The sequence below is a fragment of the Stenotrophomonas hibiscicola ATCC 19867 genome, assembly GCF_000382065.1.
Taxonomy (GTDB): domain Bacteria; phylum Pseudomonadota; class Gammaproteobacteria; order Xanthomonadales; family Xanthomonadaceae; genus Stenotrophomonas; species Stenotrophomonas hibiscicola.
The window spans coordinates 17,658-35,849 of sequence record NZ_KB907499.1 but is presented as its reverse complement, the minus strand read 5'-3'; the positions used below and the strand labels follow the sequence as shown (position 1 = coordinate 35,849).

Here is an 18,192-nt window from a genome sequence, read left to right as displayed (position 1 = left end):
GGCACAACTGACCGGCGTGCAGCGCGCGGCCGTGCTGCTGCTGTCCCTGGGTGAGCTGGATGCAGCCGAAGTGCTGCGCCACATGGAACCCAAGGAGGTGCAGAAGATCGGGATCGCCATGGCCACCATGACCGACATCACCCGCGAACAGGTGGAACGGGTGATGGACCAGTTCGGCCAGGAGCTGGGCTCGAAGACCTCGCTGGGCGTGGGTTCGGACGACTACATCCGCAACATGCTGGTGCAGGCGCTGGGCAGCGAGAAGGCCGGCAACCTGATCGACCGCATCCTGCTGGGCCGCAACACCACCGGCCTGGACGCGCTGAAATGGATGGACCCGCGTGCGGTGGCCGACCTGGTGCGCAACGAGCACCCGCAGATCATCGCCATCGTGATGGCGCACCTGGAAACCGACCAGGCCGCCGACGCGCTGAAGCTGCTGCCGGACCGTACCCGGGTGGACGTGCTGCTGCGCATCGCCACCCTCGACGGCATTCCGCCGAACGCGCTCAATGAACTCAACGAGATCATGGAGCGCCAGTTCGCCGGCAACCAGAACCTGAAGTCGTCGAACATCGGTGGCGTGCAGTGCGCGGCCAACATCCTGAACTTCATGGACAGCGGCCAGGACCAGGCGATCCTGGGCGAAATCGCCCGCATCGATGCGCCGCTGAGCAACCGCATCCAGGACCTGATGTTCGTGTTCGACGATCTGGTCGACCTGGATGACCGCGAGATGCAGCTTGTGCTGCGCGAAGTGAGCGGCGAGCGCCTGGGCCTGGCCCTGCGCGGCGCCGACATCAAGGTGCGCGACAAGATCACCCGCAACATGTCGCAGCGCGCGGCCGAGATTCTGCTGGAAGACATGGAGGCCCGTGGACCGGTGCGCCTGTCCGACGTGGAAGGCGCCCAGCGCGAGATCCTGGCCATCGTCAAACGCATGGCCGATGAAGGCACCGTTACCATCGGCGGCAGCGCGGAGGCCATGCTGTGAGCAACGTCGTGCGCTGGCTTGCCCCGGACCTGCTGGCCCAGCCCGAACCGGTGCTGGAGCAGGAGGATGCGTTCGAACTCACCGAGCCGGACCCGGCACACGAGCCGGAGCCACCGCTGCAGCTGCCGACGCTGGAGGAAATCCAGGCAATACAGGACAGCGCCGAGAAGGAAGGCTTCCAGCACGGCCATGCTGAAGGTTACGGCCAGGGCCAGGCCGAAGTGCGTCGCCTCGCCGCGCAGATCGAAGGCATCCTCGACAACTTCAGCCGACCGCTGGTGCGGCTGGAAAACGAAGTGGTCGGCGCGCTCGGCGAGCTGGCCGTACGCATCGCCGGTGCGCTGGTCGGCCGTGCCTACGAAGCTGAGCCGGCACTGCTGGCACAGCTGGTCGGTGAGGCGATCGACGCGGTGGGTGGCAGCACCCGCGAGGTCGAAGTGCGGCTGCACCCGGACGACATCGCCGCGCTCGCCCCGCTGTTGAGCCTGCCGCCACAGCAACGCCTGGTGCCGGATACCAGTCTCAGCCGCGGCGATCTTCGCGTGCACGCCGAAGCGGTGCGCATCGACGGCACCCTGGAAGCGCGCCTGCGCGGCGCGCTGGACGCGGTGATCCGCCAGACCGGAGCCAATACATGAATCCCGATCCGCAGCCGACGCCGCCACCGGCCGACTGGGCCATGGCCCGCAACCTGCGCCTGGCCCGTCGGCTCGACGGCCTGCGCGTGGATACCGCCCATGGCCGTGGCCTGATCCGCGAAGGCGTGCTGCGCCGCGCGGTCGGACTGACCCTGGAAGCGGTCGGCTGCGAAGCGCCGCTGGGTGCCAGCTGCAAGGTGGAAGTGGTCGATGGTGGCTGGGTCGATGCCGAAGTGGTCGGCTTCGCCGGCGAGCGCACTTACCTGATGCCGAGCGCGGAACTGCACGGCCTGCTGCCCAACGCACGGGTGGTGCCGTCTGCGCGCCGTGGCGGCGTTGAAGTGGGCGAAGGGCTGCTCGGCCGCGTCATCGACAGCGATGGCGTGCCGCTGGACGGCAAGGGCCCGATCCGCGCCGAGGGCCACGTTGGCATGGCCGGCATGTCGATCAATCCGCTGGCGCGTGAACCGATCACCCAGCCGCTGGACGTGGGCGTGCGCGCGATCAACGCGCTGCTGCCGATCGGCCGCGGCCAGCGTGTCGGCCTGTTCGCCGGCTCCGGCGTCGGCAAGTCGACGCTGCTGGGCATGATGACCCGCTATACCGCCGCCGACGTGATCGTGGTCGGCCTGATCGGTGAACGTGGACGCGAAGTCCGCGATTTCGTCGAGACCACGCTGGGCGAGGAAGGCCTGCGCCGCGCCGTGGTGGTGGCCAGTCCCGCCGACCGGCCGCCGCTGGCGCGCCTGCACGGTGCCTACCGCGCTACCGCCATCGCCGAATGGTTCCGCGACCAGGGACTGAACGTGCTGCTGCTGATGGACTCGCTGACCCGCTTTGCTCAGGCGCAGCGCGAGATCGGCCTGTCGGTCGGCGAACCGCCGACCACCCGCGGTTACCCACCGTCGGTGTTCGCCAAGCTGCCGGCACTGGTCGAACGCGCCGGCAATGGCGCCAAGGGCCGTGGCTCGATCACTGCGTTCTACACGGTGCTCACCGAAGGCGATGATCCGCAGGACCCGATCGCCGATGCGGCGCGCGCGATCCTCGACGGCCACATCCTGCTCTCGCGGCGCGTGGCCGACAGCGGTCTGTACCCGGCCATCGACGTCGAATCGTCGGTCAGCCGCGTGGTCACGGAAATCGCCGACGAACCGTGGCGCCTGCGCATCCGCAAACTGAAACGACTGGTCTCGGCGTATTCGGCCAACCGTGACCTGATCGCCATCGGCGCTTACCAGCGCGGCAACGACGCGGCCACCGACGAAGCCCTGGAACGCTGGCCGGAAATCATGGAGTTCCTCGGCCAGGACGTTGCCAAGGCCGCAGATCTCCCGCACAGCCAGGCGGCGCTGCAGCGCCTGGTGGAACAAGAGAGTTAAGCCATGAACCAGTCCAAGCGCATCGATCCCCTGCTGAAGCGGGCCCAGGAACACGAGGACGCAGTGGCCCGCGATCTGGCCGAACGCCAGCGCGTGCTCGATACCCATCTGTCGCGACTGGACGAACTGCGCCGCTACGCCGAGGAGTATGCGAATGCGCAGATGGCGGCGACCAGCCCGGCGCAGCTGCTGAACCGGCGCGCGTTTCTCGACCGCCTCGACAGTGCGGTCGAACAGCAGCAGGCCACGGTCAATGGCAACCGCGAGAAGGTGGAAGCCGAGCGCGCCCGGCTGATCCTGGCCAGCCGTGACAAGGCCGTGCTGGAACAACTGGCCGCCAGCTACCGCGCACAGGAGAAGGTGGTGACGGATCGCCGCGACCAGCGCGAGATGGATGACATCGGTGCCCGCCGCGCCCGCCTGATACAGATCGAAGACCGGGACGGCGCCGAGCAGGGAGGCCGCTCGTGATGCCCGCGCCATTGGCCGGCAGCGCCAACGCGCAGCCGCAGAATTCCGGCAGCAGCGCAACGCGCGCGCCACGCGGTGACGGCAGCAAGGATTTCAGCCAGCTGCTGCAGGGTGGTGCGCCGGGCGCCAATGGATCCTCCAGGCCCTCGAACATGCCCACGTCGCCTGCACAGGGGCCGGCATCCGACAGCAATGGCCAGTCCAGCCCCGAGCGCAGGCCGGACAGCGCTGCCGCACCTGAAGAGGCCGCAGCGACGGTGCCCCCGGTGCAAGCCAGGCCCGCTGCCGAAAAGAACGCCTCGGCGACGACCGAGGAAGCCCCATGGCCGCCGCTCGGCCTGGCAGGACTGGTACTGGCGGTACCGACGCCTGCCGATCCTGCCGCCGCTCTGCCAGCAGTGGCGACGGCCACCGATGCAGACGGCAACGCACTGCCCTCGCCCGCTGCACTGCCGGTCGCAGCAGCCCTGCCCTCCACAGCAGCGGCGACCGCTACGGCCACCGCCGAAGGCGACGCCCCCAATGGGGCCGACCAGGCGACCACTCTGCCGTTGCCTGAGCTGGTGCTGCCCGGTAAGCGCGGCGAGCGCGGTGAAGGCAGCGACGCAACCCTCATCGGCGACCGCGCCACGGCGCCGCTGCTGCATGCACCGGGCAACGCGGCTGTGCAGGATCTGAAGGCCGCGCTGGCCACGGGCAATGCCATCTTCAATGGCGAACCGACACCGAAGCCGGTGCTCGGCGACGATGGTTTCGACCAGGCAATCGGTGCGCGCCTGGGTTGGCTGGCCGACCAGAAGATCGGCCATGCCCACATCCGCCTGAGTCCGGACGACATGGGCCCGGTCGACGTGCGCCTGCAGTTGAACGGCGACAAGGTGCACGCCAGCTTCAGCAGCCCGCATGTGGACGTGCGCCAGGCACTGGAAAGCAGCCTGCCACGCCTGCGTGAACTGCTGGGAGAACAGGGCTTCCAGCTGGCTCATGCCGATGTCGGCCAGCAGGCCCCTGGGGGTGACGGCAATGCGTCGGGGCGGCCCGGTGGCGGCGGTCTGCCCGGCGACGGAGAACCGACGCCGGGCGATGGCAGCGTGTCGTCGGCGCAGCTGATCCGCCAGCGCGGATTGCTGGACGCTTACGCCTGACAGGCGTGCCAACCAAGGTTGGCAGCCACCAGAGCGATGCGGCTGGCATCCCGACGGAATTCCGTCGCCCCCCGCTGCCCCGGCTCCGGCACACCCCTTGCATATCCCGGTGAAGCAACCCTCAGGAGCTTCACCCCGTGGCCGCAGCCGCTGACAAAACCAAGAAGACCGCCGAGAAGGACAAGGCCGCCAAGCCGCGTAGTCCGATCCTGATCACCGCACTGGTGGCCGTACTGGCCGCCGCTGCCGCCGGTGGCGGCGTCTGGTTCTTCACCCAGTCCAAGCACGAAGACAAGACTGCGCAGGCGCCGAAGAAGAGCGCCACCCCGGCCCCCGCGCAGTACTTCGCGCTGGACCCGGCGTTCGTGGTCAATCTCAATGGCCCGGTCGATGGTCCGCGCTACCTGCAGCTGGAAGTGCAGCTGATGACCCGTGACCCGGCTGCGCTGGAAGCGATCAAGACCCATGCACCCGCCATCCGCGCACGCCTGCTGATGCTGTTCTCGCAGGTCAGCCCGGACCAGATCGCCGATGTCGCCGGCAAGCAGAAGCTGCAGGCTGCGTCGCTGGCCGAAGTGCAGAAAGTGCTCAAGGCCGAGACCGGCAGCAATGGTGCCGACGACCTGCTGTTCACCAGCTTCGTGACCCAGTAAGGGCCCACCGATGAATGACCTGTTGTCCCAGGACGAGATCGATGCCCTGCTCCACGGCGTGGACACTGGCGCGGTCGAAACCGATCCGGAACCGCCGTCAGGCGAAGCGCGCTCGTACGACTTCGCCAGCCAGGACCGCATCATCCGCGGTCGCATGCCGACCCTGGAAATGGTCCACGAGCGTTTCGCCCGCCTGTGGCGGATCGGCCTGTTCAACCTGATCCGCCGCTCGGCCGAGCTGTCGGTGCGCGGCATCGAACTGATCAAGTTCAACGACTACATGCACTCGCTGTATGTACCGACCAACCTGAACCTGATCCGCTTCAAGCCGCTGCGCGGCACCGGCCTGATCGTGTTCGAGCCGACCCTGGTATTCGCGATCGTCGACAACTTCTTCGGTGGCGACGGGCGCTACCCGACCCGCATCGAAGGCCGCGAGTTCACCGCCACTGAAATGCGGGTGATCCACCTGCTGCTGAAGCAGACCTTCGCCGACCTGCGCGAGGCCTGGGCACCGGTGATGGATGTCGACTTCGAGTACATCAACTCGGAGATCAACCCGCACTTCGCCAACATCGTGACCCCGCGCGAATACGTGGTGGTGTGCCGCCTGCACGTCGAGCTCGACGGCGGCGGCGGCGATATCCACGTGACCTTGCCGTACTCGATGCTGGAACCGATCCGCGAACTGCTCGACGCCGGCATCCAGAGCGACCGCAACGACCGCGACGAGAGCTGGGGCAAGACCCTGCGCGAGCAGCTCAACATCGCCGAAGTCACCCTGTCCAGCGTACTGGCCAGCAAGCGCATGACCCTGCGCGACCTGACCCAGCTGAAGGTCGGCGACATCCTGCCGATCGAGCTGAGCCCGCAGGTGCCGCTGTGCGTGGAGAACATCCCGGTGTTCACCGGCGAGTTCGGCATCGCCAACGGCATGAACGCCGTGAAGATCACCGCTACCCATCCGCCGGGCACCCGCCCGCGCGTACCCGTCATCCAGGAAGACCCGCAATGAACGATATCGACGCCCTCGAACCCACCCCGGCCCAGTTCAGCAGCCTGCAGGCCGATGAGGCGAACGGCCCGGACCTGAACCTGGACGTGATCCTGGACGTACCGGTGACTCTGTCGCTGGAAGTCGGTCGCGCGCGCCTGCCGATCCGCAACCTGCTGCAGCTCAACCAGGGCTCGGTGGTGGAACTGGAACGGGGTGCCGGCGAGTCGCTGGACGTGTTCGTCAACGGTACCCTGATCGCCCACGGCGAGGTTGTGGTGATCAACGACCGCTTCGGCGTGCGCCTGACCGACGTGGTCAGCCCGAGCGAGCGGATCCGGAGACTGCGTTGAGCCTGCTGGCCTCCACCCTGCTGGCGGTCGGCAAGACCGCCGCGCCCATCGGGCCCCAGGTCGGCCAGCATGCGGCCGCCGCACCCAGCCTGTTCGGCGCGGTGCTGGCGCTGCTGGCAGTGCTCGCGCTGGTCATCGGCCTCGGCTGGCTGCTCAAGCGCATGCCCGGCAGCGGCTTCCGCCCGGCCGAAGGCATGAAGCTGGTGGCCAGCCTGAGCGTGGGCGCCAAGGAGCGCGTGGTGGTGGTCGAGGTCAACGGCCAGCAACTGCTGCTGGGCGTCACCGCCGGTGGCATCAACACCCTGCATACCCTGCCCGAAGCGTTGCCGCCCCCGGCGCCGGTGCGCGTGCCGGACTTCAAGAATCTTCCGAATTTCGCCCAGCTGCTGCAGCAGCGGCTGCGCAAGGACCCCTGACATGCGTGTCACCCGTACCCGTCTTGCCACCCTGATGCCGTGGCTGCTGTTGCTTGCCCTGTGCCTGTTGCCGGCACTGGCGTTCGCCGCGCCCGGCGCCCCGAACACGCCGCTGCCGGACATCAACGTGGGCAAGATCGGCGGTGCACCGGTCAGCCTGCCGCTGCAGACCCTGCTGCTGATGACGGCGATCACCCTGATCCCGTCGATGTTGCTGGTGCTGACCTCGTTCACCCGCATCATCATCGTGCTGGGCCTGCTGCGCCAGGCGCTGGGTACCGGGCAGACCCCGTCCAACCAGGTGCTGCTGGGCCTGGCCCTCTTCCTCACCGCGATGGTAATGATGCCGACCTGGGACAAGGCCTGGAGCGCCGGCATGGCGCCGTACCTCAATGGCGAGATCGACTTCCAGACCGCCTGGACGCTGACCACCACGCCGTTGCGCGCCTTCATGCTGGCGCAGATCCGCGAGACCGACCTGATGACCTTCGCCGGCATCGCCGGGCACGGCACCTACGCCAGCCCCGATGCGATCCCGTTCCCGGTACTGGTCGCATCGTTTGTCACCAGCGAGCTGAAAACCGCTTTCGAGATCGGCTTCCTGATCTTCATCCCGTTCGTGATCATCGACCTGGTCGTGGCCAGCGTGCTGATGTCGATGGGCATGATGATGCTGTCGCCGATGCTGGTGTCGGCACCGTTCAAGATCCTGCTGTTCGTGCTGGTGGATGGCTGGGTGCTGACCGTGGGTACGTTGGCGGCGAGCTTCAATCCGGCTTGATATCCCGCGCAAAGCGCAGTCGAGCATGGCTCGACTCTACAAGAACAGATGGACCCCCGAATGTCTCCCGAACTTGCCCTGACTGAACTGCGTGGCGGCCTGATCACCGTGTTGTGGGTGGCTGGCCCGCTGCTGCTCACCGTGCTGGTGGTGGGCGTGGTGGTGGGCGTGGTGCAGGCCGCGACCCAGCTCAACGAACCGACCATCGCCTTCGTTGCCAAGGCGGCGGCACTGACCGCGGTGCTGTTCGCGCTGGGCAGCCTGCTGATCGGCCACCTGGTGGAGTTCACCACGCTGCTGTTCCAGCGAATTCCGCACCTGATCGGCTAGGACACGCGCTTCGATGGACGCCGCCACCCAGATGGCTGCCGACGGCCTTCAGGCCTTCGGCATGATCGGCACCGTACTGTGGACCATGCTGCGCATCGGCGCTGTGGCCATGGCCATGCCGATGGTCGGGACCCGCGCCGTCCCGTCACGGGTGCGCGTGGTGGTGGCTGGCACCCTGGCCATCGCACTGGCCCCGCTGCTGCCCCCGGTGCCGGACTGGACCGGCTTCGACGCCGCCACGGTGCTGACCATCGCGCGCGAGCTGGCCATCGGCGTCTCCATCGGCTTCCTGCTGCGGCTGTTGTTCGAAGCCGGTGCGATGGCGGGCGAACTGATCGCGCAGGGCACCGGCCTGGCCTTCGCGCAGATGAGCGACCCGCTGCGCGGTGGTACCTCCGGCGTGATCGGACAGTGGTTCTATCTGCTGTTCGGGCTGCTGTTCTTCACCGCCAACGGCCACTTGGCGCTGATCTCGCTGCTGGTGGACAGCTATCGCGCACTGCCGATCGGCGCTCCGCTGCCGGACCCGCACGCGTTCTTCAGCATCGCCCCGACTTTCCTGCTGACCGTGCTACGCGGCGCGCTGACCCTGGCGATTCCGCTGACGGTGGCGATGCTGGCAGTGAATCTGGCGTTCGGCGTGCTGGCCCGGGCCGCTCCGGCGCTGAATCCGATCCAGCTGGGCCTGCCGGTCTCGTTGCTGCTGGGTCTGTTCCTGCTGGCGCTGCTGGCCGGGGAAATGGGCCCGCCGGTACAGCGCCTGTTCGATGCCGCCTTCCAGGCTGCGGACGCGGTCACACACTGACCTGATCATCACGTTTTACTGCTTGCCATGCCTTTGTTTCTGTAGAGCCGAGCCCATGCTCGGCTGTCTTCGGCAGGAGCGGCAGCCGAGCATGGGCTCGGCTCTACGGGGCGCAATTTCACGTTCTACTGCTTGCCCTTCCCCCGGGTCTGCGCGTTAGAGTGAATGGGCGGCAACCGGGGGGATGCCGCACGTGGCCGCCGCCCTGCGTCGGCCTGCCTCATGCATGCCCCACCGTGGTTTCCGTCGACAGGCAGGTCCGGGAGACTGACGAATGCTGGTAGGCACGTACAACCCGTGGCTGGTCGCAATCTCGCTGCTGGTAGCCGTGATGGCTTCCTACACTGCACTGGCAATGGCCGGGCGCACGATTACCGCGCCCGGCAAGGCCGCGGCCTGGTGGTGGCGCCTCGGTGGTGGCTTCGCCATGGGCCTGGGCATCTGGTCGATGCACTTCATCGGCATGCTCGCCTTCGATCTCCCCATTCCGCTCGGCTACGACCTGCCGATCACCCTGCTCTCGCTGGCCTTGGCGATCGCTTCGTCGGTATTCGCACTGTGGCTGGTCTCGCTGCGTACTCTGCCGCATCCACGGCTGGCCGGCGGTGCCCTGCTGATGGGCACCGGCATCGCCGGCATGCACTACGTCGGCATGGCCGCAATGCGCATGCAGCCAGGCATCGACTACGACCCGGGCTGGCTGCTGCTATCACTGATGGTGGCGGTCGCCGCCTCGTGGACAGCCCTGTATGTTGCGTTCCGCCTGCGTGGGCAGCGCACCCGTATCGGCGACCGCTTGGCCGCGGCGGGGCTGCTCGGCCTGGCGATCGTCGGCATGCACTACACCGGCATGGCCGCCGCTCGCTTTCCGGAGGGCAGCATCTGCGGCGCAGCCGTCGGCGACGGCTTGCAGAGCGAATGGCTGGCCATGCTGGTGGTGGTGCTGTCCGTGGCGATCCTCGCGGTGGTGCTGGTGGTGTCCTGGCTGGACCAGCGGGTGGAGGCGCAGCTGCTGCGACTGCGCAACTCCATGCTGAGCACCTCGTTGACCGATGCGCAGCAGGAACTGACCCAGGCCGCACTGCATGACCCGCTCACCCGCCTGCCCAACCGCCTGCTGCTGCAGCGTCGCATCGTGCAGGCACTGGCCGAGGCCGAGCAGGGCGGCAGCCGTTTCGCCGTGATGTTCATGGACCTGGACGGCTTCAAGCAGGTCAATGATGCCTACGGCCACCAGGCCGGCGATGCCCTGCTGGTGGCGGTGGCCGAGCGCACCCGCCAGCTGCTGCGGCCCAACGATATGCTGGCACGACTGGGCGGTGACGAGTTCGTGCTGGTGGTACGCATCGAACACGACGAGGACCTGCCCACCCTCGCCCGGCGCATCCTGCAGGCGGTGGGCAGCGGCCCGTTGCTGCCGGACAACGAACTGCAGGTAACCGCCAGCATCGGCGTGGCAATCTGCCCCGACCACGCTGCCAGCGAACGGCAGCTGATGGCGTTTGCCGATGCGGCGATGTACCAGGCCAAGGAATCCGGACGCAACGCCTTCGTGCTGTTCGCCGACTGGATGAATGACAGCGCCGAACAACAGTTCCGGCTGCTGGCCGACCTGCGCCGGGCCATTGGCAGCGAGCAGCTGTTCCTGCACTACCAGCCCAAGATCCGCGTGGCCACGCAGAAGGTGGCCGGTGCCGAAGCGTTGATCCGCTGGCACCATCCGGAGCATGGCCTGATTCCGCCCGATCGGTTCATCCGCCTGGCCGAGCGCAGCGGCGCGATCAACGAGATCGGGCGCTGGGCGCTGGACCAGGCCTGCCTGCAACTGCGGCGCTGGCACGATGCCGGTCACGAAGGCTGGTCGATGTCGGTGAACCTGTCGCCGGTGCAGTTCAGTTCGCCGCACCTGCTGCAGGATGTGCGCGCGGTGATCGAACGCCACAACATCGCTCCGCGCCACCTGGTGCTGGAAATCACCGAAAGCACGGTGATGCGCGATACCGACACCAGCCTGCGCCTGCTGCAGGCGCTGTCGGCGCTGGGCGTAGGCATATCCATCGATGACTTCGGCACTGGCTATTCCAGCTTGCTGTACCTGAAGCGGCTGCCGGCCACCGAGATCAAGATCGACCATGCGTTCGTGCGCGACCTGGAACACAGTGCAGAGGACGTGGTGATCGTCTCGGCGATCGTGGCGCTGGGCCATGCGCTGGACATGGACATCGTCGCCGAAGGCGTGGAAACCACCGCCCAGCGCGCCTACCTGGAGCGCCTGGGCTGCGACTACCTGCAGGGCTACCTGCTCGGCCGCCCGGTCGACGCGGCGCGCTTCATGCAGCTGCACGACCTGCCGCGGCCGCGGGTGGAGCTGGCGCAGAGCCCACCGTCCAGCGACAACTCTCCCCTGTAGAGCCGAGCCTGCGCTCGGCTGCTCTTCGCGCCCGATCCAAACATAGCCGAGCATGGGCTCGGCTCTACAAATAGATCCGCGCCGCGCGTGGATAGGCAACACCCCATCACGGCACGGTTCTTGCACGCCCTCCGGCAACCCCTGCCGCAGTGCCCGTGATGTCCGAGAACGAATCCGCCGGCGAAAAGACCGAACAACCGACCGAAAAACGCCTGCGCGACGCCCGCGAACAGGGCAACCTGCCGCGCTCGCGCGAGCTCGGCACGGCCGCCGTGTTCGGCGCCGGCGTGCTGGCGGTGATGGCGATGAGCGGCTCGATCGGCCGCGGCGCCACGGCCTGGATGAAGCAGGCGCTGAGCCCGGAACAGAGCCTGCGGCAGAACCCGAAGGAACTGTTCGGCCACTTCGGCGACCTGCTGCTGCAGTTCATGCTGGTGATCGCGCCGCTGGTGCTGGTCTGCCTGCTGGCCAGCTTCGTCGCCCCGCTGGTGATGGGCGGCCTGCGCTGGTCGCAGAAGGCGTTGATGCCCGACATCAACCGCATGAACCCGATGAGCGGGCTCAAGCGCCTGTACGGCCCGGAGGCCATTGCCGAGTTCACCAAATCGCTGCTGCGCGTGGCCTTCGTCGGCGTCGCCGCCGGGCTGGTGGTCTGGACCGGCTTCGACACCCTGCGCGGCCTGATCCACCACCCGCTGGAGACGGCCATCACCGACGGCCTCGGCTTCACCCTGCGCCTGCTGCTGGCCACCGCCGGCGCGATGCTGGTGCTGGCCGCCATCGACGCGCCGTACCAGCGCTGGAACTGGATGCGCAAGCTGAAGATGACCCGGGAAGAGCTGCGCCGGGAAATGAAGGAAAGCGAGGGCAGCCCCGAGGTCAAGGGCCGCATCCGCCAGCTGCAGCAGCAGATGGCCAACCGCCGGATGATGGAAGCGGTACCCACCGCCGACGTGGTGGTGGTCAACCCCACCCACTACGCGGTGGCCCTGAAGTACGAGGGCGGCGCCATGAACGCCCCCACCGTGGTCGCCCTGGGCGTGGACGAGACCGCCCTGCGCATCCGTGAAGTGGCCGACGGCAACAAGGTCGCGATCGTCTCTGCCCCACCTTTGGCACGCGCCTTGTATCGGGAGGGCCAACTCGGAAAGGAAATCCCCGTGAGACTGTATTCGGCCGTCGCCCAGGTCCTGTCCTACGTCTACCAGCTGCGCGCGTGGCGCACTGGCCCGATGCCGGACGCCCCGCACATCCAGGTGGATGAATTCGGCAAGGGAGGCCGCCCGTGAGCGCCCAGCCCTCCACCGGCTTCAACACCCGCCGCGCCCTGGAAATGATCCGCCAGGGTCTTGGCGCGCCGCTGATCGTGCTGGCCCTGCTGGCCATGGTCGTGGTGCCGCTGGCCGCGCCGGTGCTCGATGCGCTGTTCACCTTCAACATTGCCATCTCGCTGATGGTGCTGCTGGCGGTGGTCTACGTGAAGCGCCCGCTGGACTTCACCATCTTCCCGATCGTGCTGCTGATCACCACCATGCTGCGGCTGGCGCTGAACGTGGCCTCCACCCGCGTGATCCTGCTCAACGGCCAGAACGGCCACGATGCCGCGGGCAAGGTCATCGCCGCCTTCGGCGAATTCGTGATCGGCGGCAACTACGCGGTGGGCATCGTGGTGTTCGCGATCCTCACCATCATCAACTTCGTGGTGATCACCAAGGGCGCCGGCCGGGTCTCGGAAGTGACCGCGCGCTTCATCCTCGACGCGATGCCCGGCAAGCAGATGGCGATCGACGCCGACCTCAACGCCGGTTTGCTGACGCGTGAAGAAGCCAAGCTGCGCCGCGAAGAAGTCCGCGAGGAAGCCGACTTCTACGGTGCGATGGACGGTGCCAGCAAGTTCATCCGCGGCGACGCCATCGCCGGCATCCTGATCCTGTTCATCAACATGCTCGGCGGCCTGGCCGTGGGTGTGCTGCAGCATGGCATGCCCTTCGGTGAAGCCGCTGCCACCTACACCCTGTTGTCGATCGGTGACGGCCTGGTGGCCCAGCTGCCGGCGCTGCTGGTCTCCAGTGCGGTGGCGATGCTGGTCACCCGCGCCTCGCGCTCGCAGGACATGGCCCAGGCCATGACCGGCCAGGTGTTCGGCCAGTACCGGGCGCTGGCGATCACCGCCGGCATCATCGGCCTGGTGGGCCTGGTGCCGGGCATGCCCAACGTCGCTTTCCTGACGCTGGCGTCGATCCTCGGCTTCATTGCCTGGAAGCTGTACCGCAAGACCCAGGCCCCGGCCGCCGATGCCGCCGCAACGGGCAAGGACCCGGCGGCGCTCAACGCCCTCGGCCGCCCGGCCGCGCCGGCGCCCACCGCCGAACTGAGCTGGGACGAACTGCGCCCGGTCGATCCGCTGGGCCTGGAGGTCGGCTACCGGCTGATTCCGCTGGTGGACAGCAACCAGGGCGGCGAACTGATGGCGCGCATCAAGGGCGTTCGCCGCAAGCTGACCCAGGATGTCGGCTTCCTGATTCCATCGGTACACATCCGCGACAACCTGGAACTGCCCGCCAACGGCTACCGCGTGCTGGTGCACGGCGTGCCGGTGGCCACCGCCGAGATCCACCCCGACCGCGAGCTCGCGCTGGACCCGGGCAGCGCGCTGGGCACGCTGGAAGGCATCGCCGGCAAGGACCCCGCGTTCGGCCTCGATGCCACCTGGATCCAACCGCACCAGCGTGCCCAGGCCGAAACGCTGGGCTACACGGTGGTCGACCCGGCCACCGTGGTCGCCACCCACCTTTCGCACCTGATCCGCGAGCACGCACCTGAGTTGCTCGGCCATGAGGAAGTGCAACACCTGCTGGCCAACCTGGCCAAGAGCGCGCCCAAGCTCGTCGAAGATCTGACGCCGAAGGCGCTGCCGCTGTCGGCGGTGGTGCGCGTGCTGCAGAACCTGCTGGTCGAGCGCATTCCGATCCGCCAGCTGCGCAAGATCGCCGAGGCACTGGTCGAACATGCGCCCAGCAGCCAGGACCCGGCCGTGCTGACCGCCGCCGTGCGCACCGCCCTGGGCCGCTTCATCGTGCAGGAGATCGCCGGAATGTCGGCGGAGCTGCCGGTGTTCACCCTCAACCCGCAATTGGAACGTGTCTTGCAGGAGTCCACGCAGGGCAACGGCGCCGCGCTGGAACCCGGACTCGCTGAGCGACTGCACCAGAGTCTGGCCGAATGTGTCAGCAAGCAGGAAGCCCGCAACGAGCCCGCGGTCGTGCTGGTACCTGGCCCGGTGCGCGCCGCGCTGGCACGCCTGGTCCGCCACAGCGTTCCGTCGCTGTCGGTCCTGGCCTACAGCGAGGTGCCGGAGGACAAGCGCCTGAAGCTGGTCGGAACGATCAGCTGACGCCGCCCGCCGACGCGCCAGAAAACAGACACCACCTTCGAACCAACGCAACAGACAGATACCAAGGGGAACCCGCACCGTGCAGACCACCGACCACCCGAGTTCCCCGGCCGCCACTCCGCCGTCTTCGCCTCGTGACCACAGCATGAAAATCAAACGATTCGTCGCCGCCGACATGCGTTCGGCCATGAACCTGGTGCGCAAGGAACATGGTCCTGATGCCGTGATCCTGTCCAACCGCCGGATCGAGGAAGGCATCGAGATCGTCGCCGCCGCCAACTACGATGAAAGCGCCGTGCAGCGTGCGCTGGAAGCCTCGCGCCGCGACGTGGCGCCGCCGCCGGCGCCCAAACCGCGCACCGCCGCCGATGCGGTGATCGCCGCCGTCACCCGCCGTCGCAGCGCCACCCCGGCACCGGAGCCGGTCGCCGCCACCACCTCGGCGGTGGCCGCCCTCGCCCGCGCCGCGGTCGGCGCCACCGGCCGCACCCTGGACAGCGCCGACGAGATCGTGCCGACCCGCGGCAGCACCGGCTTTGCGGCCACCCTCGCGCGTGCCGCCGTCAACGAACCGGCGCTGCCGGAACAGATCTTCGCGCCGTTCGCCGAGGCCATCGTTGCACCGGCCGCCGCCGTGCCGGCCAACCGCGCCCGCTTCCCGATCGATCCGCCGCACGAGGCGCATCACGAAAGCGTGGCGCCGGCCGTGCAGCCGCCGCCGCTGCCGACCGCTGCCGTCGCCGACGCGCAGCCGGCCAGCGCCGCCAGCGAACCGGCGTTGGCCGATGCCATTGTCGAAACCGCGCCGGCCCCCACCCTGGCTCCGGCTCCGGTGCTGACGGTGGTCGCCCAGGACGACGCCGAGATCCGACAGTTGCGCCAGGAAGTGGCCGGCATGCGCCAGGTGATCGAGCGCGAGATGAACCGCTTCACCGACGAGCGCCTGCGCGGCTGCCCGGTGCGCGCCACCGCGTTGGACCTGATGGACGAATATGGCTTCGATGCCGGCCTGGCCCGCGACGTGGCCATGCAGATCCCGCTGGAGACCGAAGCCCATCGTGGCCGCGGCCTGATGCTGGGGCTGATCTCGCGCAAGCTGCCGATCGCCCCGGTCGACCCGCTGGAAGAAGGCGGCGTGATCGCCCTGGTCGGCCCGACCGGCGCCGGCAAGACCACCACCATCGCCAAGCTGGCCTCGCGATTCGCCGAGAAGCACGCGCCGCGTGACGTCGCCCTGGTCACCACCGATACCGCCCGCATCGGCGCCCGCGAGCAGCTGTACGGCTACGGCCGCCAGCTCGGCATCGCGGTGCACGAGGCCAACAGCGGCACCGACCTGGACCAGCTGCTGGAACGCCTGAAGGACTACAAGCTGGTGCTGATCGACACCGCCGGGCTGGGCCCGCGCGACCGCGCGCTGGCCGCCCAGCTGCAGTGGCTGCGTGCCGCCCGCCAGGTGCGCACCCTGCTGGTGCTGCCGGCCAATACCAGCTTCGGCGACATGGACGAGGTGGTCCGCCGCTTCGGCGCCGCCAACCTGCAGGGTCTGGTGCTGAGCAAGCTGGACGAGACCGGCCGCTTCGGCAACGCCCTGTCTGTGGCCGTGGACCATGCCCTGCCGATCACCTGGGTGACCGATGGCCAGGACGTCCCGGAGGACCTGCACCGGGCCAGTGCAGCCAATCTCGTACTTCGCCTTGAAGATTTGCGCCGAGCGGCCGATATGCCCTGCAACCCGGAGTTGAACCATGCCGTCGCGTGAGTACGCCAAGCTGACCAAGACCTTCCCGCTGTCGGCCACCCGCAGCGAGCCGCTCGGCCCTGTGCGCACCATCGCGGTGACCGGCGGCAAGGGCGGCGTGGGCAAGACCAACGTCTCGGCCAACCTGGCTGTGGCGCTGGCGGGCATGGGCAAGCGCACGCTGCTGCTGGACGCCGACCTGGGCCTGGCCAACATCGACGTGATCCTGGGCTTGAACCCCACCTTTACGCTGGCCGACCTGGTGGCCGGCCGCTGCTCGCTGGACGACGTCATCGTCGAAGGCCCGAACGGCGTGCTGGTGGTCCCGGCCGCTTCCGGCCGCCGGCACATGGCCGAGCTGGCCCCGGCCGAGCATGTCGGCCTGGTCAACGTGTTCTCCGAACTGGAACGCGAGCTGGACATCATGGTGGTCGATACCGCCGCCGGCATCACCGACGGCGTGCTGACCTTCTGCCAGGCCGCGCAGGACACCGTGGTGGTGGTCTGTGACGAACCGGCCTCGATCACCGACGCCTACGCACTGATCAAGGTGCTGTCGCGCGAGCGCGGCGTGGACCGCATCCAGGTGGTGGCCAACATGGTGCGCGACCCCAACGAGGGCCGCGTGCTGTACGAAAAGCTGACCCGCGTGTGCGAGAAGTTCCTCGCCGATGTCTCGCTGAACTACCTGGGCTGCGTGCCGCAGGACGACTGGCTGCGCCTGTCGGTGCAGCGCCAGCAACCGGTGGTGAAGGCCTACCCGTCCAGCCCGGCCGCGCTGGCGATCACCGAGATCGCGCGCCGCACCGCACGCTGGCAGGCGCCGACCGAACCGCGTGGCGGCGTCGAGTTCTTCCTCGAGCGCATTCTCAAGCAGCGCGGGGTGGCCGCATGAAAGGCGCAGCCCAGTACCGGGAGGTCCAGCGCTCGGCGGCCAACGAGGTCATCTCCCAGCACTCGGACCTGGTGCGGCGCATCGCCCACCACCTGGCCGCACGCCTGCCGGCGAGCGTGGAGGTGGACGACCTGATCCAGGCCGGCATGATGGGGCTGATCGAAGCGTCGCGCAGCTACGACGCCGACCAGGGCGCCTCGTTCGAGACCTACGCCTCGATCCGCATCCGCGGTTCGATGATCGACGAGATCCGCCGTGGCGACTGGGTGCCGCGCTCGGTGCATCGCCGCGCACGCGACGCCGCTGCCACCATCCGCCGCCTGGAACAGAGCACCGGCCGTGCCGCCAGCGCCACCGAAGTGGCCGCCGCGATGGAGATGCCGCTGCCCGAATACCTGCGGCTGATGGAAGACGCCGCGCGTGGCCAGGTGCTGAGCCTGGAGTCACGCATCGAGGACCAGGGCGAGCTGGATACCGTCGCCCAGGGCGGCCCGACGCCGCAGCAGGTGCTGGAGCGCGGCGAGTTCGGCCGCGAGCTGGGCAAGGCCATCGGCCACCTGCCCGAGCGCGAACAGCTGGTGCTCTCGCTCTATTACGAGCAGGAACTGAACCTGAAGGAGATCGGCGCGGTGCTCGGCGTGAGCGAGTCGCGGGTCTGCCAGATACACGGCCAGGCCGTGCTGCGCCTGCGTGGACGATTGAAGATTTTCGAGGCGGCCGACGCCGGCCTGGAAGAGTGAACATGCCCGAGGCGGCTGCCCCCGGCCACCCGGAATGAACAACAAAGGAA

General features: G+C 68.2%; 18 protein-coding genes. All 18 read left to right on the top strand.

Translation table 11 applies throughout. The features are described 5' to 3' along the window. The first annotated feature begins 7 nt into the window (after positions 1 to 7). Positions 8 to 994, top strand: coding sequence for a flagellar motor switch protein FliG (gene fliG / locus G370_RS0105020; protein WP_024958226.1), 987 nt, complete (start codon positions 8 to 10; stop codon positions 992 to 994). Then, entirely contained in the window at positions 991 to 1,632 is a 642-nt protein-coding gene (locus G370_RS0105015; protein WP_019659606.1) for a FliH/SctL family protein, read from the top strand. Before fliG ends, G370_RS0105015 begins: the two co-directional genes overlap by 4 nt. Further along, positions 1,629 to 3,014: a FliI/YscN family ATPase gene (locus G370_RS0105010; protein WP_019659605.1), complete on the top strand. Its 1,386-nt coding sequence runs from the start codon at positions 1,629 to 1,631 to the stop codon at positions 3,012 to 3,014. The genes G370_RS0105015 and G370_RS0105010 overlap by 4 nt, the downstream gene beginning before the upstream one ends. Positions 3,015 to 3,017: 3 nt before the next feature. After that, on the top strand, positions 3,018 to 3,485 hold the full coding sequence (gene fliJ / locus G370_RS0105005) for a flagellar export protein FliJ (protein WP_019659604.1): 468 nt from the start codon (positions 3,018 to 3,020) through the stop codon (positions 3,483 to 3,485). Continuing rightward, the gene (locus G370_RS0105000) at positions 3,485 to 4,630 is read left to right on the top strand and encodes a flagellar hook-length control protein FliK (protein ID WP_019659603.1); all 1,146 of its coding nucleotides are present in this window, start codon (positions 3,485 to 3,487) and stop codon (positions 4,628 to 4,630) included. The genes fliJ and G370_RS0105000 overlap by 1 nt, the downstream gene beginning before the upstream one ends. Positions 4,631 to 4,767: 137 nt before the next feature. Then, a complete protein-coding gene (locus tag G370_RS0104995) occupies positions 4,768 to 5,283 on the top strand; it encodes a flagellar basal body-associated FliL family protein (protein WP_019659602.1) in 516 nt (171 codons plus the stop codon). Between the two features lie 10 nt (positions 5,284 to 5,293). Then, positions 5,294 to 6,298, top strand: a complete 1,005-nt coding sequence (fliM, locus tag G370_RS0104990) for a flagellar motor switch protein FliM (protein WP_019659601.1) — start codon at positions 5,294 to 5,296, stop codon at positions 6,296 to 6,298. After that, positions 6,295 to 6,630, top strand: a complete 336-nt coding sequence (gene fliN, locus G370_RS0104985; protein ID WP_005409543.1) for a flagellar motor switch protein FliN — start codon at positions 6,295 to 6,297, stop codon at positions 6,628 to 6,630. Before fliM ends, fliN begins: the two co-directional genes overlap by 4 nt. After that, positions 6,627 to 7,046: a flagellar biosynthetic protein FliO gene (fliO, locus tag G370_RS0104980; protein ID WP_019659600.1), complete on the top strand. Its 420-nt coding sequence runs from the start codon at positions 6,627 to 6,629 to the stop codon at positions 7,044 to 7,046. The genes fliN and fliO overlap by 4 nt, the downstream gene beginning before the upstream one ends. Position 7,047: 1 nt before the next feature. After that, positions 7,048 to 7,827 (top strand): flagellar type III secretion system pore protein FliP, encoded by a 780-nt coding sequence (fliP, locus tag G370_RS0104975; RefSeq protein WP_019659599.1) that lies wholly within the window; start codon positions 7,048 to 7,050, stop codon positions 7,825 to 7,827. Positions 7,828 to 7,887: 60 nt separating this feature from the next. Continuing rightward, positions 7,888 to 8,157 carry a flagellar biosynthetic protein FliQ gene (locus G370_RS0104970; protein WP_005413254.1) on the top strand — a complete coding sequence of 90 codons (270 nt, stop codon included), beginning with the start codon at positions 7,888 to 7,890 and terminating at the stop codon, positions 8,155 to 8,157. Between the two features lie 13 nt (positions 8,158 to 8,170). After that, positions 8,171 to 8,962, top strand: coding sequence for a flagellar biosynthetic protein FliR (fliR, locus tag G370_RS0104965; RefSeq protein WP_019659598.1), 792 nt, complete (start codon positions 8,171 to 8,173; stop codon positions 8,960 to 8,962). Between the two features lie 274 nt (positions 8,963 to 9,236). Next, the gene (locus G370_RS0104960) at positions 9,237 to 11,372 is read left to right on the top strand and encodes a putative bifunctional diguanylate cyclase/phosphodiesterase (protein WP_019659597.1); all 2,136 of its coding nucleotides are present in this window, start codon (positions 9,237 to 9,239) and stop codon (positions 11,370 to 11,372) included. A gap of 158 nt (positions 11,373 to 11,530) precedes the next feature. Then, positions 11,531 to 12,661, top strand: coding sequence for a flagellar biosynthesis protein FlhB (gene flhB / locus G370_RS0104955; RefSeq protein ID WP_019659596.1), 1,131 nt, complete (start codon positions 11,531 to 11,533; stop codon positions 12,659 to 12,661). A gap of 44 nt (positions 12,662 to 12,705) precedes the next feature. After that, on the top strand, positions 12,706 to 14,766 hold the full coding sequence (gene flhA / locus G370_RS0104950; RefSeq protein ID WP_171953159.1) for a flagellar biosynthesis protein FlhA: 2,061 nt from the start codon (positions 12,706 to 12,708) through the stop codon (positions 14,764 to 14,766). Between the two features lie 145 nt (positions 14,767 to 14,911). Further along, positions 14,912 to 16,528, top strand: coding sequence for a flagellar biosynthesis GTPase FlhF (gene flhF, locus G370_RS0104945; RefSeq protein ID WP_026346972.1), 1,617 nt, complete (start codon positions 14,912 to 14,914; stop codon positions 16,526 to 16,528). Next, on the top strand, positions 16,515 to 17,402 hold the full coding sequence (locus tag G370_RS0104940; RefSeq protein WP_005409532.1) for a MinD/ParA family ATP-binding protein: 888 nt from the start codon (positions 16,515 to 16,517) through the stop codon (positions 17,400 to 17,402). Before flhF ends, G370_RS0104940 begins: the two co-directional genes overlap by 14 nt. Continuing rightward, positions 17,399 to 18,142: an RNA polymerase sigma factor FliA gene (locus G370_RS0104935; protein ID WP_019659593.1), complete on the top strand. Its 744-nt coding sequence runs from the start codon at positions 17,399 to 17,401 to the stop codon at positions 18,140 to 18,142. The genes G370_RS0104940 and G370_RS0104935 overlap by 4 nt, the downstream gene beginning before the upstream one ends. Positions 18,143 to 18,192: the final 50 nt, after the last annotated feature.